Annotated in this window: 19 protein-coding genes; 14 read left to right on the top strand and 5 right to left on the bottom strand. The window is 55.3% G+C overall.

What is annotated here, in order from left to right:
* The first annotated feature begins 84 nt into the window (after positions 1 to 84).
* The 8 genes from csrD to tldD all read left to right on the top strand — a co-directional run bounded on the left by csrD (position 85) and on the right by tldD (position 12,344).
* Positions 85 to 2,025: an RNase E specificity factor CsrD gene (csrD, locus tag INT84_RS19090; protein WP_194208057.1), complete on the top strand. Its 1,941-nt coding sequence runs from the start codon at positions 85 to 87 to the stop codon at positions 2,023 to 2,025.
* Positions 2,026 to 2,319: 294 nt separating this feature from the next.
* Positions 2,320 to 3,363, top strand: a complete 1,044-nt coding sequence (gene mreB, locus INT84_RS19085) for a rod shape-determining protein MreB (RefSeq protein ID WP_176920149.1) — start codon at positions 2,320 to 2,322, stop codon at positions 3,361 to 3,363.
* 69 nt (positions 3,364 to 3,432) lie between these two features.
* Complete coding sequence (gene mreC / locus INT84_RS19080; RefSeq protein ID WP_194208056.1) at positions 3,433 to 4,431, top strand: rod shape-determining protein MreC; 999 nt, start codon at positions 3,433 to 3,435, stop codon at positions 4,429 to 4,431.
* A complete protein-coding gene (gene mreD / locus INT84_RS19075) occupies positions 4,431 to 4,919 on the top strand; it encodes a rod shape-determining protein MreD (protein ID WP_103675614.1) in 489 nt (162 codons plus the stop codon). Before mreC ends, mreD begins: the two co-directional genes overlap by 1 nt.
* An 8-nt stretch (positions 4,920 to 4,927) precedes the next feature.
* Positions 4,928 to 5,521, top strand: coding sequence for a nucleoside triphosphate pyrophosphatase (locus tag INT84_RS19070; RefSeq protein ID WP_194208055.1), 594 nt, complete (start codon positions 4,928 to 4,930; stop codon positions 5,519 to 5,521).
* Entirely contained in the window at positions 5,511 to 6,980 is a 1,470-nt protein-coding gene (gene rng / locus INT84_RS19065) for a ribonuclease G (RefSeq protein ID WP_194208054.1), read from the top strand. The genes INT84_RS19070 and rng overlap by 11 nt, the downstream gene beginning before the upstream one ends.
* A 40-nt stretch (positions 6,981 to 7,020) precedes the next feature.
* A complete protein-coding gene (gene yhdP / locus INT84_RS19060; RefSeq protein WP_194208053.1) occupies positions 7,021 to 10,812 on the top strand; it encodes an AsmA2 domain-containing protein YhdP in 3,792 nt (1,263 codons plus the stop codon).
* A gap of 86 nt (positions 10,813 to 10,898) precedes the next feature.
* Complete coding sequence (gene tldD / locus INT84_RS19055) at positions 10,899 to 12,344, top strand: metalloprotease TldD (protein WP_194208052.1); 1,446 nt, start codon at positions 10,899 to 10,901, stop codon at positions 12,342 to 12,344.
* 269 nt (positions 12,345 to 12,613) lie between these two features.
* On the opposite strand, the gene aaeR is transcribed toward tldD, so the two are convergent.
* The gene (gene aaeR / locus INT84_RS19050; protein ID WP_194208051.1) at positions 12,614 to 13,546 is read right to left on the bottom strand and encodes an HTH-type transcriptional activator AaeR; all 933 of its coding nucleotides are present in this window, start codon (positions 13,544 to 13,546) and stop codon (positions 12,614 to 12,616) included.
* A 129-nt stretch (positions 13,547 to 13,675) separates the two neighbouring features.
* On the opposite strand from aaeR, the gene aaeX reads away from it, so the two are divergent.
* The 5 genes from aaeX to INT84_RS19025 all read left to right on the top strand — a co-directional run bounded on the left by aaeX (position 13,676) and on the right by INT84_RS19025 (position 18,777).
* Positions 13,676 to 13,879, top strand: a complete 204-nt coding sequence (gene aaeX, locus INT84_RS19045) for a p-hydroxybenzoic acid efflux pump operon protein AaeX (protein WP_194208050.1) — start codon at positions 13,676 to 13,678, stop codon at positions 13,877 to 13,879.
* Between the two features lie 7 nt (positions 13,880 to 13,886).
* On the top strand, positions 13,887 to 14,819 hold the full coding sequence (gene aaeA / locus INT84_RS19040) for a p-hydroxybenzoic acid efflux pump subunit AaeA (protein ID WP_194208049.1): 933 nt from the start codon (positions 13,887 to 13,889) through the stop codon (positions 14,817 to 14,819).
* Between the two features lie 5 nt (positions 14,820 to 14,824).
* Entirely contained in the window at positions 14,825 to 16,792 is a 1,968-nt protein-coding gene (aaeB, locus tag INT84_RS19035; RefSeq protein WP_194208048.1) for a p-hydroxybenzoic acid efflux pump subunit AaeB, read from the top strand.
* Between the two features lie 214 nt (positions 16,793 to 17,006).
* Positions 17,007 to 18,461 (top strand): NAD-dependent succinate-semialdehyde dehydrogenase, encoded by a 1,455-nt coding sequence (locus INT84_RS19030; RefSeq protein ID WP_194208047.1) that lies wholly within the window; start codon positions 17,007 to 17,009, stop codon positions 18,459 to 18,461.
* Positions 18,462 to 18,504: 43 nt separating this feature from the next.
* Positions 18,505 to 18,777, top strand: a complete 273-nt coding sequence (locus INT84_RS19025; RefSeq protein WP_194208046.1) for a hypothetical protein — start codon at positions 18,505 to 18,507, stop codon at positions 18,775 to 18,777.
* Between the two features lie 52 nt (positions 18,778 to 18,829).
* Here INT84_RS19025 and yhcN (INT84_RS19020) read toward each other — a convergent pair whose 3' ends face one another.
* The 3 genes from yhcN (INT84_RS19020) to argR all read right to left on the bottom strand — a co-directional run bounded on the left by yhcN (INT84_RS19020) (position 18,830) and on the right by argR (position 20,303).
* A complete protein-coding gene (gene yhcN / locus INT84_RS19020) occupies positions 18,830 to 19,096 on the bottom strand; it encodes a peroxide/acid stress response protein YhcN (RefSeq protein ID WP_194208045.1) in 267 nt (88 codons plus the stop codon).
* A gap of 97 nt (positions 19,097 to 19,193) precedes the next feature.
* The gene (gene yhcN / locus INT84_RS19015; RefSeq protein ID WP_194208044.1) at positions 19,194 to 19,457 is read right to left on the bottom strand and encodes a peroxide/acid stress response protein YhcN; all 264 of its coding nucleotides are present in this window, start codon (positions 19,455 to 19,457) and stop codon (positions 19,194 to 19,196) included.
* A gap of 375 nt (positions 19,458 to 19,832) precedes the next feature.
* Entirely contained in the window at positions 19,833 to 20,303 is a 471-nt protein-coding gene (argR, locus tag INT84_RS19010) for a transcriptional regulator ArgR (RefSeq protein WP_103675627.1), read from the bottom strand.
* A gap of 418 nt (positions 20,304 to 20,721) precedes the next feature.
* Here argR and mdh point away from each other — a divergent pair, with 418 nt between their 5' ends.
* Positions 20,722 to 21,660 carry a malate dehydrogenase gene (gene mdh / locus INT84_RS19005; RefSeq protein ID WP_176920402.1) on the top strand — a complete coding sequence of 313 codons (939 nt, stop codon included), beginning with the start codon at positions 20,722 to 20,724 and terminating at the stop codon, positions 21,658 to 21,660.
* Between the two features lie 135 nt (positions 21,661 to 21,795).
* Here mdh and degS read toward each other — a convergent pair whose 3' ends face one another.
* The gene (degS, locus tag INT84_RS19000; RefSeq protein ID WP_194208043.1) at positions 21,796 to 22,863 is read right to left on the bottom strand and encodes an outer membrane-stress sensor serine endopeptidase DegS; all 1,068 of its coding nucleotides are present in this window, start codon (positions 22,861 to 22,863) and stop codon (positions 21,796 to 21,798) included.
* Between the last annotated feature and the right edge of the window lie 85 nt (positions 22,864 to 22,948).

Below are 22,948 nucleotides of genomic sequence, written 5' to 3'. Positions count from 1 at the left end.
AGTGCTTACGTTAAAGTAAATGCTGCTGGCTGAGGGGCCTTACATTAACCGGGCTGTTCATCACAAGACGGAGTTAACCCAGGGATGCGTTTAACGACGAAGTTTTCCGCTTTTATCACCTTGCTGATTGGGTTAACCATTCTGGTCACCTTAATAGGGTGTTCGCTCAGTTTTTATAACGCCATCCATAGCAAAGTTGATGGGCGCGTGCGCGCCGTTGCCACGATCCTCGACACCCGGCTGGTCACGCGCTCCTTTAAGCAACTGGATATCCAGCTGGATGAGATCATGGTGCCTGCCGATATCGTGCGTATCGATTTTTTCCATGGCAAAGAGGTGCTTTACAGCCATGCCCGCACCGGAAGCTATCGGTTGCTGGGCAGCAGTAGCCTTTATCGTGAGCAGACCGTCTCTTCATTGAAGCATCCCGGGATGACTATCCATCTTGTCTATCAGGACCCGATGGCCAACTATTTTCACTCCCTGATGACAACCGCGCCGTTAACCCTGGCGATAGGCTTTATGGTGCTGGTGATCTTCCTTGCCGTCCGCTGGCTGCGTCGTCAACTGGCCGGAGGTGAGCTGCTGGAAATGCGTGCCACAAGGATCCTCAACGGCGAGCGGGGGCATGGCGTCCGCGGTACGGTCTATGAATGGCCCGCCCGTGCCAGCAGTGCGCTGGACATGCTGCTCTCCGAAATTCATTTTGCCAGCGAACAGCGCAGTCGAATGGATACCCTTATCCGCTCCTATGCCGCACAGGACACTAAAACGGGGCTCAATAACCGCCTGTTTTTCGATAGCCAACTGGCGACGCTGCTCGAAGATCAGGAGAAAACCGGCACGCACGGTATTGTTATGCTTATTCGTCTGCCGGATTTCGATCTGCTATCGGATAACTGGGGCCGCGCCGCTGCCCAGGAGCATACTTTTACCTTAATTAACCTCATCTCTACCTTTATTATGCGCTATCCCGGCGCACTGCTGGCCCGCTATCACCGTAGCGATTTTGCCGTTCTGTTGCCGCATCGCACCTTAAAAGAGGCCGATGGTATCGCCTCGCAATTGTTGAAAACCGTGGATGCGCTACCGACAACCAAAATACTCGACCGGGAAGACAGCATGCATATCGGCATCTGCGCCTGGCGCAGCGGGCAAACCACGGAACAGGTGATGGGGCATGCAGAAACGGCAGCGCGTAATGCAGTGTTGCAGGGCGGTAATAGCTGGCTGGTCTATGATGATTCACTCCCTGAGAAAGGGCGTGGTAACGTCCGCTGGCGTACGCTTATTGAACAGGTAATCAGCCGTGGCGGGCCACGTTTTTATCAGAAGCCGGCCGTGCTGGCGGACGGCCACGTTCATCACCGGGAATTACTGTGCCGGATTTTTGACGGCAGTGAAGAGTTGCTGGCGGCGGAATATATGCCTTTTGTCCTGCAATTTGGTCTGGCGGAAGAGTACGAACGGTTACAAATTTCTCGCATGCTTCCTTTTCTGGGCTTCTGGCCGCAGGAAAATCTGGCTATGCAGGTATCAGTTGAAGCCCTGATCCGCCCGCGATTCCAGCGTTGGCTGCGTGATACATTAATGCAATGCGAAAAATCGCATCGAAAACGCATTATTTTTGAACTTGCTGAGGCGGATGTCTGTCAACATATCAGCCGCTTACAACCGGTCGTTCGTTTAATTAACGCGCTGGGGGTAAGCGTCGCGGTCACGCAGGCGGGGTTAACGATGGTTAGCACCAGTTGGATCAAGCAGTTGGACGTTGCATTGATCAAATTGCATCCCGGCCTGGTGCGCAATTTTGAAAAGCGTAGCGAAAATCAATTGTTGGTACAGAGTCTGGTTGAAGCCTGCAAAGGAACTTCAGCGCAGGTTTTTGCCTGTGGAATTAGGACAAAAAGCGAATGGCTAATTCTGGCTAAGTGTGGTGTAGCGGGTGGACAGGGCGATTTTTTTGCCGCCTCCCAGCCACTTGACTCTAATCTAAAAAAATATTCGCAAAGATATTCGGTTTGACCTGCCGTTTACTATGTTTTCACGTAGAATAACGCGCGCTGCATCTTTGGGGGTGTGCTTGTCTGCCCGCCAGGATCACGCAGTTAACGACCTTTCATAGGTTGCAAATGAAAGCAGGGAGCGCTGCTGATGATTTTAAATCTGAAGGAGTCAGGCATCAGTTTGTAACAAAGGTGACGAACTGCACTAATTTTCACCGTAGCAGATGATTTTTGCGCCTTGTCGCTGCTGCGTGTGGTTGGTAAAGTAAGCGGATTTTGTACTCCGCCCCAGCTTTCAGGATTATCCCTTAGTATGTTGAAAAAATTTCGTGGCATGTTTTCCAATGACCTGTCCATTGACCTGGGTACCGCGAATACCCTTATTTATGTAAAAGGACAAGGCATCGTATTGAATGAGCCTTCTGTCGTGGCCATTCGTCAGGATCGTGCCGGTTCACCGAAAAGCGTCGCCGCTGTCGGTCATGACGCGAAGCAAATGCTGGGCCGTACGCCGGGCAACATCGCGGCGATCCGCCCGATGAAAGACGGTGTTATCGCCGACTTCTTCGTGACCGAAAAAATGCTTCAGCACTTTATTAAGCAGGTGCACAGCAACAGCTTTATGCGTCCAAGCCCGCGCGTGCTGGTGTGTGTACCGGTTGGTGCTACCCAGGTTGAGCGTCGTGCAATCCGTGAATCCGCGCAGGGCGCAGGTGCCCGCGAAGTGTTCCTGATCGAAGAACCGATGGCTGCGGCAATCGGTGCTGGCCTGCCGGTCTCTGAAGCCACCGGTTCTATGGTGGTGGATATCGGCGGCGGGACAACCGAAGTCGCGGTTATCTCCCTGAACGGCGTGGTTTACTCCTCTTCCGTGCGTATCGGCGGTGACCGTTTCGATGAAGCCATCATTAATTATGTGCGCCGTAATTACGGCTCGCTGATTGGTGAAGCGACCGCAGAACGTATTAAGCACGAAATTGGCTCTGCCTATCCGGGTGACGAAGTCCGCGAAATCGAAGTTCGCGGTCGTAACCTGGCTGAGGGCGTCCCACGTGGCTTTACCCTGAACTCTAACGAAATCCTCGAAGCATTACAGGAACCGCTGACCGGCATCGTAAGCGCGGTAATGGTGGCGCTTGAGCAGTGTCCGCCGGAACTGGCGTCCGATATCTCCGAGCGCGGTATGGTTCTGACCGGCGGCGGCGCGTTGCTGCGTAACCTCGATCGCCTGTTAATGGAAGAAACCGGTATTCCAGTTGTTGTTGCTGAAGAGCCGCTGACCTGCGTGGCACGTGGTGGCGGCAAGGCGCTGGAGATGATCGACATACACGGCGGCGACTTGTTTAGCGAAGAGTAGTCGGCTTCAGGCGTGGGGTGACGTTATCTGCCGCCCCAGCCTGAACTGACGCGAGAATACGCATAGCCTATGAAGCCCATTTTTAGCCGTGGCCCGTCGCTACAGATTCGCCTTATTCTGGCGGTGCTGGTGGCGCTCGGCGTAATTATCGCCGACAGCCGCCTTGGTACGTTCAGCCAAATCCGAACGTACATGGACACTGCCGTCAGTCCTTTCTACTTTGTCTCAAATGGTCCCCGCGAATTACTCGACAGCGTGTCGCAAACGCTGGCCTCGCGCGATCAACTCGAACTTGAAAACCGGGCGCTGCGTCAGGAGCTGCTGTTGAAAAATAGCGACCTGCTGATGCTGGGGCAGTACAAACAGGAGAACGCGCGGTTGCGCGAGCTGCTGGGTTCCCCGCTGCGTCAGGATGAACAAAAAATGGTCACTCAGGTGATCTCAACGGTCAACGATCCCTATAGCGATCAGGTGGTGATCGACAAAGGAAGCGCCAACGGCGTTTACGAAGGCCAGCCGGTCATTAGTGATAAAGGCGTAGTTGGGCAGGTCATTGCCGTCGCGAAGCTGACCAGCCGCGTACTGCTTATTTGTGATGCCACCCATGCGCTGCCGATCCAGGTGCTGCGTAATGACATCCGTGTCATTGCTGCCGGTAACGGCTGTACCGACGACCTCCAGCTTGAACATCTGCCTGCAAACACCGATATTCGCGTCGGCGACGTGCTGGTGACGTCAGGTCTTGGCGGTCGTTTCCCGGAAGGTTATCCGGTTGGCGTGGTCTCCTCCGTGAAACTTGATACGCAGCGCGCCTACACGGTTATCCAGGCGCGTCCTACCGCCGGTTTGCAGCGTCTGCGCTACCTGCTGTTACTGTGGGGCGCGGATCGTGAAGGCACTAACCCGATGACACCGGAAGATGTCCATCGCGTGGCGAACGAGCGCCTGATGCAGATGATGCCTCAGGTACTTCCAGCCCCCGATGCGATGGGACCGCCTGCACCAGTGCCTGCGCCAGCGACGGGCATTACGCCTGCACCGCAGCCTCCCTCTTCAGGAGGGCAGTAGTGGCGAGTTACCGTAGTCAGGGGCGATGGGTTATCTGGCTCTCTTTCCTGGTCGCACTGCTGTTACAGATCATGCCCTGGCCGGATAACATCATTGTTTTCCGGCCAAACTGGGTATTGCTGATCCTGCTGTACTGGGCGCTGGCGCTGCCGCATCGGGTCAATGTAGGTACCGGTTTATTAATGGGTGCCATACTGGATCTCATTAGCGGTTCCACGCTGGGCGTTCGCGCCCTGGCATTAAGCATTATTGCTTATCTGGTGGCATTGAAATATCAGTTATTCCGCAACCTGGCGCTCTGGCAACAGGCGCTGGTGGTGATGCTGCTTTCGCTTGCCACCGATATCATCGTGTTCTGGGCCGAATTTTTAGTGATCAACGTCTCTTTCCGGCCGGAAGTATTCTGGAGTAGTGTCGTAAACGGCGTACTCTGGCCCTGGCTGTTCCTGCTGATGCGCAAAATCCGCCAGCAATTTGCGGTGCAATAAGGTCTCTCATGACAGTGCTTTATCTTGCTTCCGGTTCCCCGCGTCGTCAGGAGCTGTTGACTCAACTGGGCGTATCATTCGAGCGCATCGTTCCCGGCATTGAAGAGCAGCGTCAGCCGGGCGAAAGCGCGGCGCATTACGTTGCCCGTCTGGCGCGGGAAAAAGCGCAGGCGGGTGTCGCAATGGCGGCCACCGACCGCCCGGTGCTGGGGGCGGATACCATCGTCGTCCTGCACGGCGAGGTGCTGGAAAAACCGCGAGATGACGCACACGCCGCCGCCATGCTGCGCAGCCTTTCCGGGCAGACGCACCAGGTGCTGACCGCGGTGGCACTGGCAGACCGGCAGTCGGTGCTTGAAAGTCTTGTAGCGACAGAGGTCACCTTCAGGGTACTCTCTGAAGAGGATATCGCCGGCTACGTTGCCAGCGGCGAACCTCAGGATAAAGCAGGTGCATACGGTATTCAGGGGCTGGGTGGCTGTTTCGTCAGGAAGATAAATGGCAGCTATCACGCCGTAGTCGGCTTACCGCTGGTGGAAACGTATGAGTTGCTGAGTAACTTTAACTCACTGCGTGAGCAAAGGGATAAACATGACGGCTGAATTGTTGGTAAACGTAACGCCTTCGGAAACCCGTGTGGCGTATATTGACGGCGGTATTCTCCAGGAAATCCACATTGAGCGTGAAGCCCGACGTGGGATTGTAGGCAATATCTACAAAGGTCGCGTGAGTCGTGTCCTTCCCGGTATGCAGGCGGCATTTGTAGATATTGGCCTCGACAAAGCCGCGTTCCTTCATGCCTCCGATATCATGCCGCATACCGAATGCGTGGCCGGTGAAGAACAAAAGCAATTTATCGTCCGCGACATCTCCGAACTGGTGCGCCAGGGGCAGGATCTGATGGTGCAGGTGGTCAAAGATCCGCTCGGCACCAAAGGCGCGCGTCTGACCACGGATATCACCCTTCCTTCCCGCTATCTGGTTTTTATGCCGGGCGCTTCTCACGTCGGCGTTTCCCAGCGTATTGAGAGCGAAGTGGAACGTGACCGCCTGAAAAAAATCGTCGCTGAGTATTGTGACGAGCAGGGCGGATTTATTATCCGCACCGCGGCGGAAGGCGTGTGTGATGAGGATCTGGCGGCCGATGCCGCTTACCTGAAGCGCGTCTGGACCAAAGTGATGGAGCGTAAAAAACGCCATCAGACCCGTTATCAGCTCTACGGTGAGCTGGCGCTGGCGCAGCGCGTGCTGCGTGATTTCGCCGATGCGCATCTCGATCGTATTCGCGTCGATTCCCGTCTGACGTTTGAGGCGCTGCTGGAATTTACCGCGGAATACATTCCGGAAATGACCAGCAAGCTGGAACACTACAGTGGACGTCAGCCGATTTTCGATCTCTTTGACGTTGAGAATGAAATACAGCGGGCGCTGGAGCGTAAAGTTGAACTGAAATCCGGCGGCTATCTGATCATCGATCAAACCGAGGCGATGACCACCGTTGATATCAATACCGGCGCGTTTGTCGGCCACCGTAATCTCGACGACACCATTTTCAACACCAACATCGAAGCCACGCAGGCGATTGCGCGTCAGCTCCGGCTGCGCAATCTCGGCGGTATCATTATCATCGACTTTATTGATATGAGTAACGATGACCACCGTCGCCGGGTGCTCCATTCGCTTGAGCAGGCGTTGAGCAAAGATCGGGTGAAAACCAGCATTAACGGCTTCTCGCAGCTCGGTCTGGTGGAGATGACCCGCAAGCGCACGCGCGAAAGCGTCGAGCACGTGCTGTGCAATGAATGCCCGACCTGCCACGGCCGCGGAACGGTGAAAACCGTGGAAACCGTCTGCTATGAAATCATGCGTGAAATCGTGCGCGTGCATCATGCCTACGACTCCGACCGTTTTCTGGTCTACGCTTCTCCTGCGGTGGCAGAAACCCTCAAGGGTGAAGAGTCTCACGCGCTGGCGGAAGTGGAAATCTTCGTCGGTAAGCAGGTCAAAGTCCAGATTGAACCGCTCTATAATCAGGAGCAGTTTGATGTGGTAATGATGTAATACAACAGTCTGCCGTGATACGGCGGACAAGGAGAAAGGCGTGAGGCGATTGCCGGGGATTTTACTGCTTACAGGTGCCACGCTTGCTGTCATCGTTGCCCTGGCAGTGAGCGGCCTGCGCCTTGCCCTGCCACAGCTGGACAAATGGCGTCCGGCGCTGCTGGCAAAAATTGAAGCCTCCACCGGTGTGCCGGTTGATGCCAGTAAACTTCACGCCAGCTGGGAAAACTTTGGCCCGACGCTGGATGCGCGCGATATCAGCGCCCGGCTCAAAGATGGCGGCCAGATTTCGATAAAGCGGGTTACGCTGGCGCTCGACGTATGGCAAAGCCTGCTGCATATGCGCTGGCAATTTCGCGACCTCACGTTCTGGCAGCTTCAGTTCACTACCAACACGCCTTTACTGCAAAACAGCGGTGAAGGCATCAAAACCGATCGCATCAGCGATCTTTTTCTGCGCCAGTTCGACCACTTTGACCTGCGCGACAGCCATATCAGCTTTCTGACGCTTTCCGGACAGCGTGCGGAACTGGCGATCCCCCAGCTTACCTGGCTTAACGGCCGCAACCGCCACCGCGCGGAAGGCGAAGTCAGCTTATCCAGCCTCACCGGGCAGCACGGCATCATGAAAGTGCGTATGGATTTACGCGACGATAACGGCCTGCTGAACGACGGTAAAATCTGGGTGCAGGCGGACGATATCGACGTTAAGCCGTGGCTGGGTCGCTGGATGCAGGATAACGTCGCGTTTGAAACCGCGCAGTTTAGCCTCGAAGGCTGGGTCGATCTGACTAAAGGTGATATTTCAGGCGGCGACGTCTGGCTGAAAAAAGGCGGCGCAAGCTGGAAGGGCGATGAGGAAACGCATCATCTTTCCGTTGATAACCTGACGGCCCACGTTTCAGGCAACAAAGCCGGATGGGAATTCCGCATTCCCGATACCCGCATTACCATTGACGATAAACCCTGGCCGCGCGGCGCGCTGGCGTTGGCGTGGATCCCCGCGCAGGACGTGGGGGGCAGCAATCGTGTCCAGAGTGATGAGTTCCGCGTTCGCGCCAGCCATCTGGAACTGAGCGGTCTCGACGGTTTACTTCCCATCGCCGAGAAGATTTCACCCAAATTGGGGGAGATCTGGCGGGCGACCCAGCCTGCGGGACAGATTGACGCGCTTGCGCTGGATATTCCGTTAAAGGCAACGGACAAAACTCGCTTCAACGCTTCCTGGGAAAATCTGCACTGGAAGCAGTGGAAAATGCTGCCCGGCGCGGAACACTTCTCCGGTCAACTGGCTGGTAGCGTGGAAAATGCCTCGCTGACGGCTTCAATGAATCAGGCGAAAATGCCTTACGATCTGGTCTTCCGCGAGCCGCTGGAAATCGAAAAAGGGGTTGCCACGCTTAACTGGATCAAGAATGAGCACGGTTTCATGCTTGATGGCCGCAATATTGATGTTCAGGCGAAAGGGGTACGCGGCGCAGGGAACTTCCGCTACCTGCAACCGAAGGGCGATCAGCCCTGGCTGGGCATCCTGGCAGGGGCAAACGCCAGCGATGCATCTCAGGCGTGGCGCTATTTTCCGCAGAACCTGATGGGCAAAAAGCTGGTGGATTATCTCAGCAGCGCCATTCAGGGAGGCCAGGCTGAAAACGCAACGATAGTGTATGGCGGCAACCCGCACCTGTTCCCCTATAAGCATAATGAAGGGCAGTTCGAGATCTTTGTCCCGGTACGTAACGCCACCTTCGCCTTTCAGCCAAACTGGCCCGCGCTGACTAAACAGGATATCGATCTCGACTTCATCAACGATGGCCTGTGGATGAAAGCCGACACCGCGCAGCTTGGCGGCGTCAATGCGCGCAATTTGCGAGCCGCGATCCCGGATTACGTAAAACTCAAACTGCTGATTGACGCCGATCTGAAAGGTCCGGGTAAAGAGGTCGGCCCTTACTTTGAAAAAACGCCGCTGGATGACTCGCTGGGCGCAACCCTGCAACAGCTCCAGCTTGATGGCGATGTGAATGCTCGCTTACATCTCGATATTCCGCTGGACGGTGAGAAGGTGACCGCCGAAGGCAATGTGGTGCTGAAAAACAATAGCCTGTATATCAAACCGCTGGATTCGACGTTAAAAAATCTGAGCGGTGCTTTCCGCTTTGTGAACGGCAATCTGCAAAGTGAACCGATGCAGGCAAACTGGTTTAATCAGCCGCTCAATGTGAATTTCTCCACCACGGAAGGCGAAAAAGCGTATCAGGTCGCGGTCAATATGGATGCTAACTGGCAGCCTGCGCGCACCGGCATCCTGCCGAAGCAGCTTAACGATGCGCTGAGCGGCACTATTCCGTGGCAGGGTAAAGTCGGCGTCGAATTGCCTTATCGCGGCGGGACCCATTATGACGTTGCGCTGACCGGCGATTTGAAAAATGTAAGCAGTCACTTACCTGCGCCAGCGAGTAAATCCGCGGGAACGCCTCTGCCGGTGACCGTAAATGCAAAAGGCGACCTGAATCATTTCGATCTGACCGGTAGCCTCGGGGCAGAAAGCCACTTCAACAGCCGCTGGTTACTCGATAAGAAGCTGACGCTGGATCGCGCCATTCTGACCACTGACAGCCGCACCGTGCCGCCATTACCGCCGCAGCAGGGGGTTGAACTGAATTTACCGCCGATGGATGGTGCCGAATGGCTGGCGCTGTTCCAGAAAGGGGCCGCAGATAATGTCAGTGGCGCGGCGCGTTTCCCGCAAAACATCACGTTACGCACGCCAGCGCTGGCCCTTGGGGGACAGCAATGGAATAACCTGAGCCTCGTCTCGCAGCCGATCGCGGGCGGCACCCAGGTCGATGCTCAGGGCCGTGAAATTAACGCCACGCTGACCATGCGTGATAACGCCCCGTGGCTGGCTGCGATCCGCTATCTCTATTTTAACCCGAATACAAAAGCGACCAGTAATGCAACATCCAGTGCGCCGTTCAGCACCAGTAAAGTCAATTTTAGCGGCTGGCCTGATGTGCAGTTGCGCTGTGCCGAATGCTGGTTCTGGGGACAAAAATACGGACGAATCGACGGCGATTTCACGATTAAAGGTGACACGCTGACGCTGGCGAATGGCCTGATTGATACGGGCTTTGGCCGCCTGACCGCCGACGGCGTATGGGTTAACGGTCAGGGCAACGAGCGTACATCCCTGAAAGGGAAAATTAACGGCCGCAAGCTGGATGCGACGCTGGGATTCTTCGGCGTTGCCACGCCGATTCGCGACTCCTCATTCAATGTCGATTACGATTTGCACTGGCGTGACGCGCCGTGGCAGCCGGATGTTTCTACGTTAAACGGCGTGCTCCATACGCGGCTAAGCAAAGGGGAGTTCACCGATATCAGCACCGGCCATGCCGGGCAGTTGCTGCGTCTGATCAGCGTCGATGCGCTGCTGCGTAAGCTGCGCTTTGATTTTAGCGACACCTTCAGCGAAGGATTCTGGTTTGACTCTATTCACAGTACCGCCTGGATCAAAGACGGCACGTTGCATACCGACGACACGCTGGTCGACGGCCTGGAAGCAGATATCGCGATGAAAGGCTCGGTCAACCTGGTGCGCCGCGAGCTGGATATGGAAGCGGTAGTCGCCCCGGAAATCTCCGCCACCGTCGGCGTTGCCGCCGCATTTGCCGTTAACCCGATTGTCGGTGCAGCCGTCTTCGCGGCCAGTAAAGTGCTGGGGCCGCTATGGAACAAAGTCTCCATTCTGCGCTACCGTATTACCGGCCCGATAGACAAGCCGCAAATCAACGAAGTGCTGCGTCAAACGCGCGACAGTAAAAAGCAATGATTTGACGACAGCTATGAATTGCCTCACTCTCAATAGAGACGTTTTTTTATCGCCAGCCGCGCTGGCAACCAAAGAGTAGCAAAATAATGAGTCTGAACCTGGTAAGTGAACACCTGCTTTCTGCAAACGGCCTGACCCATCAGGATCTGTTTGCCATTCTTGGCCAGTTAACTGAGCGTCGCCTGGATTATGGCGATCTCTATTTCCAGTCGAGCTACCACGAATCCTGGGTTTTAGAAGACCGCATTATTAAAGATGGCTCATACAACATCGACCAGGGCGTTGGCGTTCGCGCGGTGAGCGGCGAAAAAACCGGGTTTGCCTACGCCGATCAGATCAGCAAGCTGGCGCTGGAGCAGAGCGCGCTGGCGGCACGCACTATCGTGCGTGATGCGGGCGACGGTCGTGTGCAGACGCTGGGTGCGGTGGAACATCGCGCGCTGTATACCAGCATCGATCCGCTGCAAAGCATGAGCCGCGAAGAGAAGCTCGACATTCTGCGTCGGGTTGACGGCATAGCCCGTGCGGCAGACAAACGCGTGCAGGAAGTTTCCGCCAGTCTGACCGGCGTTTATGAACTGATCCTCGTGGCGGCCACTGACGGCACGCTGGCGGCGGACGTGCGTCCGCTGGTTCGCTTGTCGGTAAGCGTCCAGGTGGAAGAGGACGGCAAACGCGAGCGCGGGGCCAGCGGTGGCGGTGGTCGCTTCGGCTATGAGTATTTCCTCTCCGATGAAGACGGCGACGTGCGTGCCGATGCGTGGGCGAAAGAGGCGGTGCGGATGGCGCTGGTAAACCTCTCCGCCGTTGCGGCACCAGCGGGAACGCTGCCGGTGGTATTGGGCGCAGGCTGGCCTGGCGTACTGCTGCACGAAGCGGTCGGTCACGGTCTGGAAGGCGATTTCAACCGTCGCGGTACGTCGGTGTTTAGCGGTCATATCGGGGAACTGGTGGCATCTGAACTGTGCACCGTGGTGGATGACGGCACCATTGCCGATCGCCGTGGCTCAGTCTCGATTGATGACGAAGGCGTGCCGGGTCAGTACAATACGCTGATCGAAAACGGCGTGCTGAAAGGCTATATGCAGGACAAACTTAATGCACGTCTGATGGGCGTCGCGCCGACCGGCAACGGCCGCCGTGAGTCTTACGCTCATCTGCCAATGCCGCGCATGACCAATACCTATATGCTGGCAGGCAAATCCACCCCGCAGGAAATCATCGAATCTGTGGAATACGGCATCTATGCGCCGAACTTCGGCGGTGGTCAGGTGGATATCACCTCCGGCAAATTCGTTTTCTCAACTTCTGAAGCCTACCTGATCGAAAACGGTAAAGTGACCACGCCAGTGAAAGGCGCGACGCTTATCGGTTCCGGGATTGAGGCGATGCAGCAAATCTCAATGGTCGGTAACGATCTGAAGCTGGATAAAGGCGTGGGCGTTTGCGGCAAAGAGGGGCAGAGCCTGCCCGTGGGCGTCGGCCAGCCAACCTTGAAAGTCGACAACCTGACGGTAGGTGGCACGGCGTAACGCTTGTACGCCCGCGTGCCGGGTGGCGGCTTCGCCTTACCCGGCCTACAGTTTATTGTATATCAAAGCGTTGCACATCATTCGTTGCACATATCCGTAGGCCCGGTAAGCGCAGCGCCACCGGGCAGGGTCGCACGGAGCGGCATTACCACCGCCTTGCCGGGTGGCGGCTTCGCCTTACCCGGCCTGTAAATTACTAAATATCAATAGCTTAATCGTAGGCCCGGTAAGCGCAGCGCCACCGGGCAGAGCAACACCGTGCGGCAGGGCTAACGCAATTCTTTCCCCCGCCCGCGCATATCCTGATATACCCTCGCTACATCGACAAAATAATCCGTGAGTGCATTAATACACACCTGCACCTTCAGCGGCAGCTTATCTTTTTCGGTATACAGCGCATAAACCGGACGTGGATCGGACTGATATCGCGGCAGCAGGATCTCCAGCTCGCCACGGTTAATCTCGTTGATCACCCACATCAACGGCACATAGGCGATCCCGGCTCCGGCCACCAGCCAGCGGGTGAGGGTCATGGGATCGTTAGTCACAAACCGTCCTTCAGGGATCAGACGGGTAGAAATACCTTCCGGCGCGATCAGCTCGAATTCATTATCCGGACGCACGCTGTACTCCAGCCACGAATGGCTGGCAAGATCTGCGGGTTTCTCCGGCATGCCTGCATGCTGAAGATAGCTTTGCGCCGCGCACACCACCATCGGCATCGCGCCCAGCCGCCGGGAAAACAGGCTTGAATCCTGTAACGCGCCAACGCGGATCGCCACATCCAGCCCATCAGCAATAAGGTCCGGCGCGGGAATGCCGGTGACCAGATTCACTGCCAGCCCCGGATACTCTTTCAGCATCCCGGCGGTAAGACCCGCAAGGACATTTTGTGCCATGGTTGAAGAACAGCCAATCCGCAAGGTGCCAATCGGCGTGTTATTAAATGCATAAAGCTGCTCGTGAACATCCTGCACCTCATGCATCATCCGGCGACAACCCTGGTAGTAAATCTTGCCGGCTTCGGTCAGCGCGAGGCTACGCGTACTGCGGTTTAACAGCTTAACCTGCAATTCATCTTCCAGTTTTGACACCGTCTGGCTGAGCGAAGAAACGCTCATTTGTAGCTGTCTGGCCGCGGCGGTAAACGAGCCGTGTTCCACTACTTTGGCAAAAACTGACATGCGTTTAAGTCGTTCCATTGTTCACTCTGGCTTAAAAGTGATTTAGATCACATAATATAGATCAGTGCATAACTGTTACGCTAATATATTGTTAGCCATATAACTAATACATCGCACTCGCCTGCACTCTCTCTAATCAAGGTCAACATGAGTCTGTTTCCCGTCATTGTGATTTTCGGCTTGTCGTTTCCGCCGATCTTCTTTGAATTGCTATTGTCGCTGGCCCTTTTTTGGCTAGTGCACCGCGTGCTGGTCCCCACCGGGATCTACGATTTTGTCTGGCATCCTGCACTTTTCAATACCGCGTTGTATTGCTGCCTGTTCTATTTACTATCGCGTTTGTTCGTCTGAGGTGGATGTGAAAACACTAACAAGGAAAATTTCCCGTACGGCCATTACGCTGATACTGGTACTGCTGGCTTTTACGGCCATCTTCCACGCGTGGGTCTATTACACGGAATCGCCGTGGACGCGTGATGCCCGCTTTAGCGCCGACGTGGTGGCTATTGCCCCGGACGTCGCCGGGCTGATCACTCAGGTTGAGGTGCACGATAACCAACTGGTCAAAAAGGATCAGGTGTTGTTCACCATCGACCAGCCGCGCTATCAGAAAGCCGTTGAAGAAGCGGATGCTGACGTCGCTTACTACAAGGCGCTGGCCAGTGAAAAACGCCGCGAGGCCGGACGACGCAATCAGTTAGGCATCCAGGCAATGTCGCGCGAAGAGATTGACCAGGCCAACAACGTCCTGCAAACCGTAGAACATCAGCTGGCGAAAGCCGAGGCTACGCGCGATCTGGCGAAACTTGATTTAGAACGCACGGTTATTCGCGCCCCCGCGGATGGCTGGGTGACTAACCTGAATGTATACAGCGGTGAGTTTATTACCCGTGGCTCTACCGCCGTGGCGCTGGTGAAACAAAACAGCTTTTACATTCAGGCCTATATGGAAGAGACCAAACTTGAGGGCGTGCGTCCCGGCTACCGGGCGGAGATTACGCCACTGGGCAGTAACCGGGTGATTAAAGGCACCGTCGACAGCATCTCGGCTGGGGTAACCAATGCCAGCAGCAGTAACGATGCAAAAGGCATGGCGACCGTTGACTCAAACCTGGAATGGGTTCGTCTGGCGCAGCGCGTGCCGGTACGCATCCGGCTGGACAGTCAGGGGGAAAATGTCTGGCCGGCGGGGACGACAGCCACGGTCGTTATTACCGGTGCCCAGGATCGTGATATCCAGCAGATGTCATTCTTTCAGAAACTGGCGCTGCGCCTGCGTGAGTTCGGCTAAGCGCTATGGGTATTTTCTCCATTGCCACTCAGCATGTCCGCTTTGCTATCAAGCTGGCCTGTGCCATCGTGCTGGCGCTGTTTGTCGGTTTCCACTTCCAGCTTGAAACCCCGCGCTGGGCGGTGCTGACGGCGGCGATTGTCGCGGCAGGTCCGGCGTTTGCGGCGGGTGGCGAACCGTGGTCCGGGGCGATCCGCTATCGCGGTATGCTGCGTATCATCGGTACGTTTATCGGCTGTATCGCCGCGCTGACCATCATCATCCTGATGATCCGCGCGCCGTTGCTGATGGTGCTGGTGTGTTGCGTCTGGGCCGGATTTTGTACCTGGGTCTCGTCGCTGGTGCGCGTCGAAAATTCGTATGCCTGGGGCCTGGCGGGCTATACGGCGCTGATCATCGTCATCACCATCCAGACGGAGCCGTTGCTGACGCCGCAGTTTGCCGTCGAGCGCTGTAGCGAAATCGTCATTGGCATCGTCTGCGCTATTGTCGCGGATCTGCTGTTCTCCCCGCGTTCCATTAAGCAAGTTATCGATCTTGAGCTGGATAATCTGCTGGTGGAGCAGTATCGCCTGATGCAGCTGTGTATTCAGCACGGGGATAGCGAGGAGCTGGATAATGCCTGGGGGGCGCTGGTGCGTCGCACGGCGGCTCTGGAGGGGATGCGCGGGAATTTGCTGATGGAATCGTCCCGCTGGTCGCGCGCGGGCCGTCGCCTGAAAGCGCTTAACACGGTCTCTCTGACGCTCATTACCCAGGCGTGCGAAACCTATATTATGCAGAATACGCGCCCGGAACTGGTGACAGATACCTGGCGCGAGATTTTTTCCACGCCGGTAGAGAACGCGCAGGACGTGCATAAGCAGCTGAAGCGTATTCGCCGCCTGCTGGTCTGGACCGGCGAGCGCGAGACTCCCGTTACCGTCTATAGCTGGATCGCTGCCGCTACGCGCTATCAGCTTTTAAAACGGGGCGTGGTGGGCAATGCCAAAATCAGCGCGGTGGAAGAAGATGTCCTTCAGGGAGAAGTTATTGTCAGGCTGGACTCAGCCGAGCGCCATCATGCAATGGTTAACTTCTGGCGCACCACGCTGTCGTGCATTCTCGGTACGCTTTTCTGGCTATGGACCGGCTGGACTTCCGGTAGCGGTGCGATGGTGATGATTGCTGTGGTGACCGCACTGGCGATGCGTCTGCCAAATCCGCGTATGGTGGCGATCGATTTCCTTTTTGGCACGGTGGTGGCGCTGCCGCTGGGGGCACTGTTCTTCCTGGTGATCATTCCTTCTACCCAGCAAAGTATGCTGCTGCTGTGTATCAGTCTGGCGGTGCTGGCCTTCTTTATCGGAATTGAAGTGCAGAAAAGACGCCTCGGATCGCTGGGGGCGCTGGCGAGTACCATTAATATCATCGTGCTGGATAACCCGATGACGTTCCACTTTAGCCAGTTTCTCGACAGCGCGCTGGGGCAGCTGGTAGGCTGTTCACTGGCGCTGATGGTGATCCTGCTGGTGCGTGATAACTCCCGGACGCGTACCGGACGCGTGCTGTTAAACCAGTTTGTTTCTGCGGCGGTATCGGCGATGACGACCAACATGGCCCGGCGTAAAGAGAACCATCTGCCCGCGCTCTATCAGCAACTTTTTCTGCTGCTGAACAAATTTCCCGGTGACGTGGCGAAATTCCGCCTGGCGCTGACGCTGATCATCGCGCATCAGCGCCTGCGTGACGCACCAGTCCCGATTAACGACGATCTCTCGGCCTTCCATCGGCGGCTCAGGCATACCGCTGACCGGGTTATTTCCGCCAGTAATGATGACAAGCGCCGTCTCTATTTTACCGAACTGCTTGAAGAACTTGATGTTTATCAGGAAAAACTGCGCTACTGGCAGGCTTCGCCGCAGGTTACCGAGCCGGTTTACCGGCTGGTCGATATGCTGCATAAATATCAGCATGCTTTGACCACCCGTTAGCTTCCCGGACAAAAATGGAAAACGCATCGGCTGAGGTTGATGCAAACCGCCCGCGGATATCGGGGCGACCACCGGGTTGGGCCTCCCTCCGGGAACCCAATCCCGGCGTTTCCCTTGTTAAGCCAATTCGCCAACGATCTAAACCGACGCCAGAAGCGTCGGTTTTTTTATGGCTATACTTAAACGCTATAAAAGAAACACATCGGGAGGGCACATGGCAGCACAGACACTTCAGGAGCACGAACTCTTTCAAACAGGGTATCTGGTAGATGGAGTCTGGAAAACGCTCGACGCGACCTTTGATGTCGTCAACCCGGCAACCGGCGAGGTCATTACCCGTGTTGCAAAAGCCGGTAAAAAAGAGACCGAAGAGGCTATCGCCGCTGCCAGCCGGGCTTTTCCTGGCTGGCGGGCGAAAACGGCCAAACAGCGCTCGGAAATCCTCTACCGCTGGTATCAACTGATTATCGAAAACAAACGCTGGCTGGGGCAGTTAATGACTACCGAGCAAGGGAAACCGCTGAAAGAAGCTGAAGGTGAAGTGGAATACGCTGCCAGCTTTATTCAGTGGTTTGCGGAGCAGGCGAAACGCGCCAACGGTGAGATCATTCCGCCAGCGAAGCCAGGATCGCGTATTCTGGCGACGCGCGAACCGGTTGGCGTGGTGGCGGCGATCACCCCGTGGAACTTCCCGATGGCGATGCTTACCCGCAAACTCGGCCCGGCGCTGGCGGCGGGCTGCACTGGCGTTATCAAACCGGCAAATAATACGCCGCTTAGCGCCTTTGCCCTGCTGCAACTGGCAAAAAAAGCGGGCGTGCCGGATGGCGTTCTGAATGCGGTGGCGGGGAGTACCTCTGACATCAGCGATGCGATCATGGCAAGCCCGGACGTGCGGAAAATCACCTTTACCGGCTCCACCGCCGTAGGCAAAACGCTGGTGCGCAACTCCGCCGATACCATGAAAAAAATCTCTATGGAACTGGGGGGTAACGCACCCTATATCGTTTTTGACGATGCAGACATTGACGCTGCCGTGCAGGGGGCCATCGCCAACAAATTCCGTAACGCCGGGCAGGTCTGCGTGAGCGTCAACCGTTTCTATCTCCATGAAAGTATCTACGACAGCTTTATCCAGAAGCTGAGTGACGCCGTCGGGGCGCTAAAAGTGGGGAACGGGCTGGAAGAGGGCGTAATTGTCGGCCCGCTGATTGAGCCATCTGCCGTGGATAAAGTGCGTGAACATATTGATGATGCTGTCAGTAAAGGTGCGAAAATCCTCGCCGGCGGCAAAGCGCACGCGCTGGGCGGTAACTTCTGGCAGCCCACGGTGCTGGGCGACTGTAATGACGGCATGAAACTGGCGCAAGAAGAGACGTTTGGTCCGGTCGCGGCCTGTTTCCGTTTCACCTCGGAAGATGAAGTGATCCAGCGTGCAAACCATACGCCGTTTGGCCTTGCCGCCTACTTCTATACCCAGAATATGCAGCGTATTTTCCGCGTTTCTCAGGCGCTGGAAAGCGGCATGATTGGCGTCAACGAATGCGCGGTTTCCACCGAAGTTGCGCCATTTGGTGGCGTAAAAGAGTCGGGGCTGGGACGTGAAGGTTCCGTGCTGGGACTGGATGAGTTTCTGGAAGTGAAAACCCTGCACATTGGGGGATTATAAGCGGCCGGGCGGCAGATGCCGTCCATTGGGGTTGGACCGGGCAATGAAAATTTATACTTTTGACTTTACAACAATAAAAAATCAAAGCGACTTCTATCGTGAATTCACGCGCGTATTTGCCCTGAAAAGCGAGCAGGTAAGCGATCTGGATTCACTGTGGGACGTGGTGATGGGCAATGTGCTGCCGCTACCGCTGGAAATCGACTTCGTCCATCTCAACGACACGAAACGTCGCCGCTACGGTGCGCTGATCCTGCTATTTGATGAGGCAGAGGAAGAACTGGAAGGGCAATTACGTTTTAACGTGCGCCATTAAAAAAAAGCCCCCGGCGAACGGGGGCAAGGTCGTCGGTTCAGACGACGAGGGTTTATTTGTACAATTCTGCGGTCGCGTGCCAGTGGTCACCGGTACGCATTTCAGTGATTCGATAGCTGCTGGCCCCTTCTTTTTCCGCTTTTGCTGCCAGTTCATGACGCATATCCATCGGGCTGCCTGCGACAGCAGATGCTGAGATGGAACCCATCGGCTGAAGGTTCTGTGCCTGTTCAGCATTTACCTGATGGGCAGCAGCACCGGCACCAAAGGAGAGAAGGGAGGCCAGGCCCAGGGATGCGATAATCATTACGTTTTTCATAATCTATATTCCTCACAGGTGTATCCATGCGGCATGGCGTTTTGTGTCGCTTTTTTATGGGATGCCGCAGGAGAGAAGATGGTTTTACTTAATTAACTTATTTGTACAGTTCGGCAGTGGCATGCCACTGGTCGCCGGTACGCGCTTCGATAACGCGGTAGGCGGATGCGCCCTGCTCGGCGGCTTTCTCATCCAGCATGGCTCGCATGTCCATCGGGGCGGTGCCAACCGCGCCTACAGAGACGGTGCCGATAGCTTCGCGGTTCAGTGCCTGCTCGCTGGAGATAGAGTCAGCGGCGAAAGCGCCAAAGGAAAGAGCTGAAAGCAGGCTCAGGGTGGCTACAGTCGTTGTCATTTTCATGTTATTTACCTCGTCGAATTTTTTCGTAAGGGTCTTATTTCGTGACCCTCATCACAAAATCAAGTATACACTAATAACCCGGAAAATTAATAACAGACTAATTATAACCTGCGTTAATAAGTTTTAACGATGACAAACGCTATAACATGAAGGAATAAAAAATGGATGTTTTGTGCGCAGGAATGTTAACAAAATATTAAAAATCAGCAGGATAGGCGCATTTGATTTTTCGTGCGGTTTCTTCAAGAATCATTCACCTTGTGAATGATTGAGCGCCGTAGATCGCACTAAGTGCTAAAGGAAAAGCAGGGAATTATCGGGTTTACGCCGCGCAGAAAGGAGATTCCCTCCAGCGTCATCTGGAGGGAAGGGGGATTACAGCTCCTGTTCGAACAACACCAGGATCGCCTCGTACAGTTCTTTCACCGTAAAGTCGCGGGCAGGGGTGGTAAAGATCGTGTCATCACCGGCGATAGTGCCAAGGATGCCTTCCGCTTTACCCAGCGAGTCCAGCAAACGCGCAATTAACTGCGCCGCACCGGGACTGGTATGAATAACCACAACGGCATCGTTATAGTCGATATCCAGCACCAGATTCTTTAACGGGCTGGAGGTCGTTGGCACGCCCAGTTCTGCGGGCAGGCAGTAGACCATCTCCATTTTAGCGTTGCGCGTGCGTACCGCGCCGAACTTCGTCAGCATGCGGGACACTTTGGACTGATTGATATTTTCGAAGCCCTCTTCCTGCAACGCCTGGACGATCTCTCCCTGAGAGCTGAATTTTTCTTCTTTAAGTAGCGCTTTAAACGCTTTGACTAACTCTTCTTGTTTAGTCGAGCTTCGCATAAGTCACCCAATCATGGCGGTAGAAACAACATTATTATGCATACTGATGAATTTTTATGCAAACTATCTGCCGTGAATAAGGCTGAAATAATGTTATGAAAGAGACTGATTTTATCAAATTTCGTTATTAAGAAACACGTCTGAATCACAAGAAAGGGATCGGTTTAAAAGTAAAATAATTGTTATCAAATTGATGTTGTTTTGGTTGCCCTCCACGGTGTAATGTAACCGCGTGTTGATACGCTATCGAAAGTGACTACGGCCTTCATAAGCAAAGCATATCGTGCTTTTTTCGCCGGCAATAATGCGTGTGATGACGCATTCCAGGCGTAAGGCATTTGTATTTGCGGGTTCCGTTAACTACTGTCACTGCAATGGAGTAACGGTCAATTATATTAACCATAATAAGGAGTTTAGGATGAAAGTTGCAGTCCTCGGCGCTGCGGGCGGTATCGGCCAGGCGCTTGCCCTACTACTGAAAACCCAACTGCCTTCTGGCTCAGAACTCTCCCTGTATGATATCGCGCCAGTCACTCCCGGCGTCGCTGTTGATCTTAGCCACATCCCTACTGACGTTAAGATTAAAGGTTTCTGCGGTGAAGATGCGACTCCGGCGCTTGAAGGCGCTGACGTTGTACTGATTTCGGCAGGCGTGGCGCGTAAACCCGGTATGGATCGTTCCGATCTGTTTAACGTTAACGCTGGCATCGTCAAGAATCTGGTGCTGCAAATCACCAAAGCTTGCCCGAAAGCCTGTATCGGTATTATCACTAACCCGGTTAACACCACGGTCGCCATTGCGGCGGAAGTGCTGAAAAAAGCGGGCGTCTACGACAAGAACAAGCTGTTTGGCGTCACGACGCTGGATATCATCCGCTCGAACACCTTTGTCGCAGAACTGAAAGGCAAAAAACCGACGGAAGTCGAAGTCCCGGTTATCGGCGGACACTCCGGCGTGACCATTCTGCCGCTGCTCTCGCAGATCCCGGGTGTGAGCTTCACCAGCCAGGAAATTGCCGATCTCACCAAACGTATCCAGAACGCGGGTACGGAAGTAGTGGAAGCCAAAGCCGGTGGCGGTTCCGCAACGCTCTCTATGGGTCAGGCAGCGGCACGTTTCGGTCTGTCGCTGGTGCGTGCGCTTCAGGGCGAGCAGGGTGTGGTTGAGTGTGCTTATGTTGAAGGTGACGGCAAGCACGCGCGTTTCTTCTCACAGCCGCTGCTGCTGGGTAAAAACGGTATCGAAGAGCGTCAATCCTACGGCGAGCTGAGCGCGTTCGAGCAACAGGCGCTGGAAGGCATGCTGGAGACGCTGAAGAAAGATATTCAGCTCGGCGAAGAGTTCGTTAATAAGTAAGTTGTATTACGACCCGGTAATGCGATGCCCGGTGGCGCTGCGCTTACCGGGCCTGTTATTTCGTGTAAGCCATTGATAGATAAAACGTAGACCGGGTAAGGCACAGCCGCCACCCGGTAAAACGCGGCATCTCACTTACTCGGTTGCCGGGTATTCCTGAATCGTCACGTTCAGCTTCAGCTTCTTATCCTCGCGCATGACTTCCACTGGGATCACCGAACCCGGCCGGATTTCTGCCACCTGATCCATCGTCTCCAGCGCGGAGACTGCCGGTTTATTATTCACTGACACAATCACATCGTTGACCTGGATGCCCGCTTCCGCTGCCGGGCCGCCCGGCGACACTTCGTTAACCACAATCCCCTGAATCTGATCGATCCCCGCGCCCTGAGCGTGGAGCGGCGCAATTTCACGGCCGCCGATGCCGATATAGCCGCGGATCACCCGGCCATCGCGGATCAGCTTATCCATAATCTTGGTCGCCAGCTGGAAGGGGATCGCAAAGCCGATCCCTTCCGGCGTCTCGCCATCGTTGCTCTTATCAAAGGAGAGGGTATTAATGCCCATCAGTTCGCCGAGCGAGTTAATCAGCGCGCCGCCGGAGTTACCGTGGTTAATGGAGGCATCGGTTTGCAGGAAGTTTTGCCGCCCCGAGGGGTTCAGGCCGATGCGCCCGGTGGCGCTGATGATCCCCTGGGTGATGGTCTGCCCGAGGTTATAGGGGTTGCCAATCGCCAGCACCACGTCACCGATGTGCGGTATGCGCTTGCGGTTAATCGGGATCACCGGCAGACCGCCGGTGGCGTTAATTTTAAGCACCGCCAGATCGGTCAGGCTATCCGAACCGACCAGCAACGCCTCAAAAACGCGCCCGTCCTGAAGCGCAACGATGATCTGGTCCGCATCGTTAATCACGTGCTTGTTGGTCACAATATAGCCACGCTCATCCATAATCACCCCGGAACCCAGCGTGCGGATCTCCAGTTGATTATGGCTGGAACTGTTCATCCCGCGGTTATAAACGTTCACCACCGCAGGCGCGGCGCGGCGAACAGCCTGGTTGTAGCTGACCGGCGACTCGTCGGCACTGTCATAGTGCGGCGTGGAATTGACGTTCCACTGGCGTAAAGAGGGCATGGCAGCCAGTAACAGGCCGCCAACAATCAAACCGATAGCAGTCGAGCGTAAAAGCTTCACAAGCATGATGCGGATATCATTGATAAGTAAACCGTCGCAGCATAGCACGACTTATCCGGACATCACACGTCAGGTGACGTCCGGAACCGCC

It is taken from the genome of Superficieibacter sp. 1612_C1 (genome assembly GCF_015234305.1).
Taxonomy (GTDB): Bacteria; Pseudomonadota; Gammaproteobacteria; order Enterobacterales; family Enterobacteriaceae; genus Superficieibacter.
The sequence above is the reverse complement of the archived record's forward strand: the minus strand, read 5'-3'. Positions and strand labels throughout refer to the sequence as shown.

Excerpts from the sequence above, each read along its gene's own strand:
- argR (WP_103675627.1), bottom strand. The coding sequence starts at position 20,303 with ATGCGAAGCTCGACTAAACAAGAAGAGTTAGTCAAAGCGTTTAAAGCG.
- INT84_RS19030 (WP_194208047.1), top strand. The coding sequence starts at position 17,007 with ATGGCAGCACAGACACTTCAGGAGCACGAACTCTTTCAAACAGGGTAT.
- aaeB (WP_194208048.1), top strand. The coding sequence starts at position 14,825 with ATGGGTATTTTCTCCATTGCCACTCAGCATGTCCGCTTTGCTATCAAG.
- mdh (WP_176920402.1), top strand. The coding sequence starts at position 20,722 with ATGAAAGTTGCAGTCCTCGGCGCTGCGGGCGGTATCGGCCAGGCGCTT.
- aaeR (WP_194208051.1), bottom strand. The coding sequence starts at position 13,546 with ATGGAACGACTTAAACGCATGTCAGTTTTTGCCAAAGTAGTGGAACAC.
- yhcN (WP_194208045.1), bottom strand. The coding sequence starts at position 19,096 with ATGAAAAACGTAATGATTATCGCATCCCTGGGCCTGGCCTCCCTTCTC.
- degS (WP_194208043.1), bottom strand. The coding sequence starts at position 22,863 with ATGCTTGTGAAGCTTTTACGCTCGACTGCTATCGGTTTGATTGTTGGC.
- mreB (WP_176920149.1), top strand. The coding sequence starts at position 2,320 with ATGTTGAAAAAATTTCGTGGCATGTTTTCCAATGACCTGTCCATTGAC.
- csrD (WP_194208057.1), top strand. The coding sequence starts at position 85 with ATGCGTTTAACGACGAAGTTTTCCGCTTTTATCACCTTGCTGATTGGG.
- INT84_RS19025 (WP_194208046.1), top strand. The coding sequence starts at position 18,505 with ATGAAAATTTATACTTTTGACTTTACAACAATAAAAAATCAAAGCGAC.
- yhcN (WP_194208044.1), bottom strand. The coding sequence starts at position 19,457 with ATGAAAATGACAACGACTGTAGCCACCCTGAGCCTGCTTTCAGCTCTT.
- aaeX (WP_194208050.1), top strand. The coding sequence starts at position 13,676 with ATGAGTCTGTTTCCCGTCATTGTGATTTTCGGCTTGTCGTTTCCGCCG.
- mreC (WP_194208056.1), top strand. The coding sequence starts at position 3,433 with ATGAAGCCCATTTTTAGCCGTGGCCCGTCGCTACAGATTCGCCTTATT.
- INT84_RS19070 (WP_194208055.1), top strand. The coding sequence starts at position 4,928 with ATGACAGTGCTTTATCTTGCTTCCGGTTCCCCGCGTCGTCAGGAGCTG.
- tldD (WP_194208052.1), top strand. The coding sequence starts at position 10,899 with ATGAGTCTGAACCTGGTAAGTGAACACCTGCTTTCTGCAAACGGCCTG.
- rng (WP_194208054.1), top strand. The coding sequence starts at position 5,511 with ATGACGGCTGAATTGTTGGTAAACGTAACGCCTTCGGAAACCCGTGTG.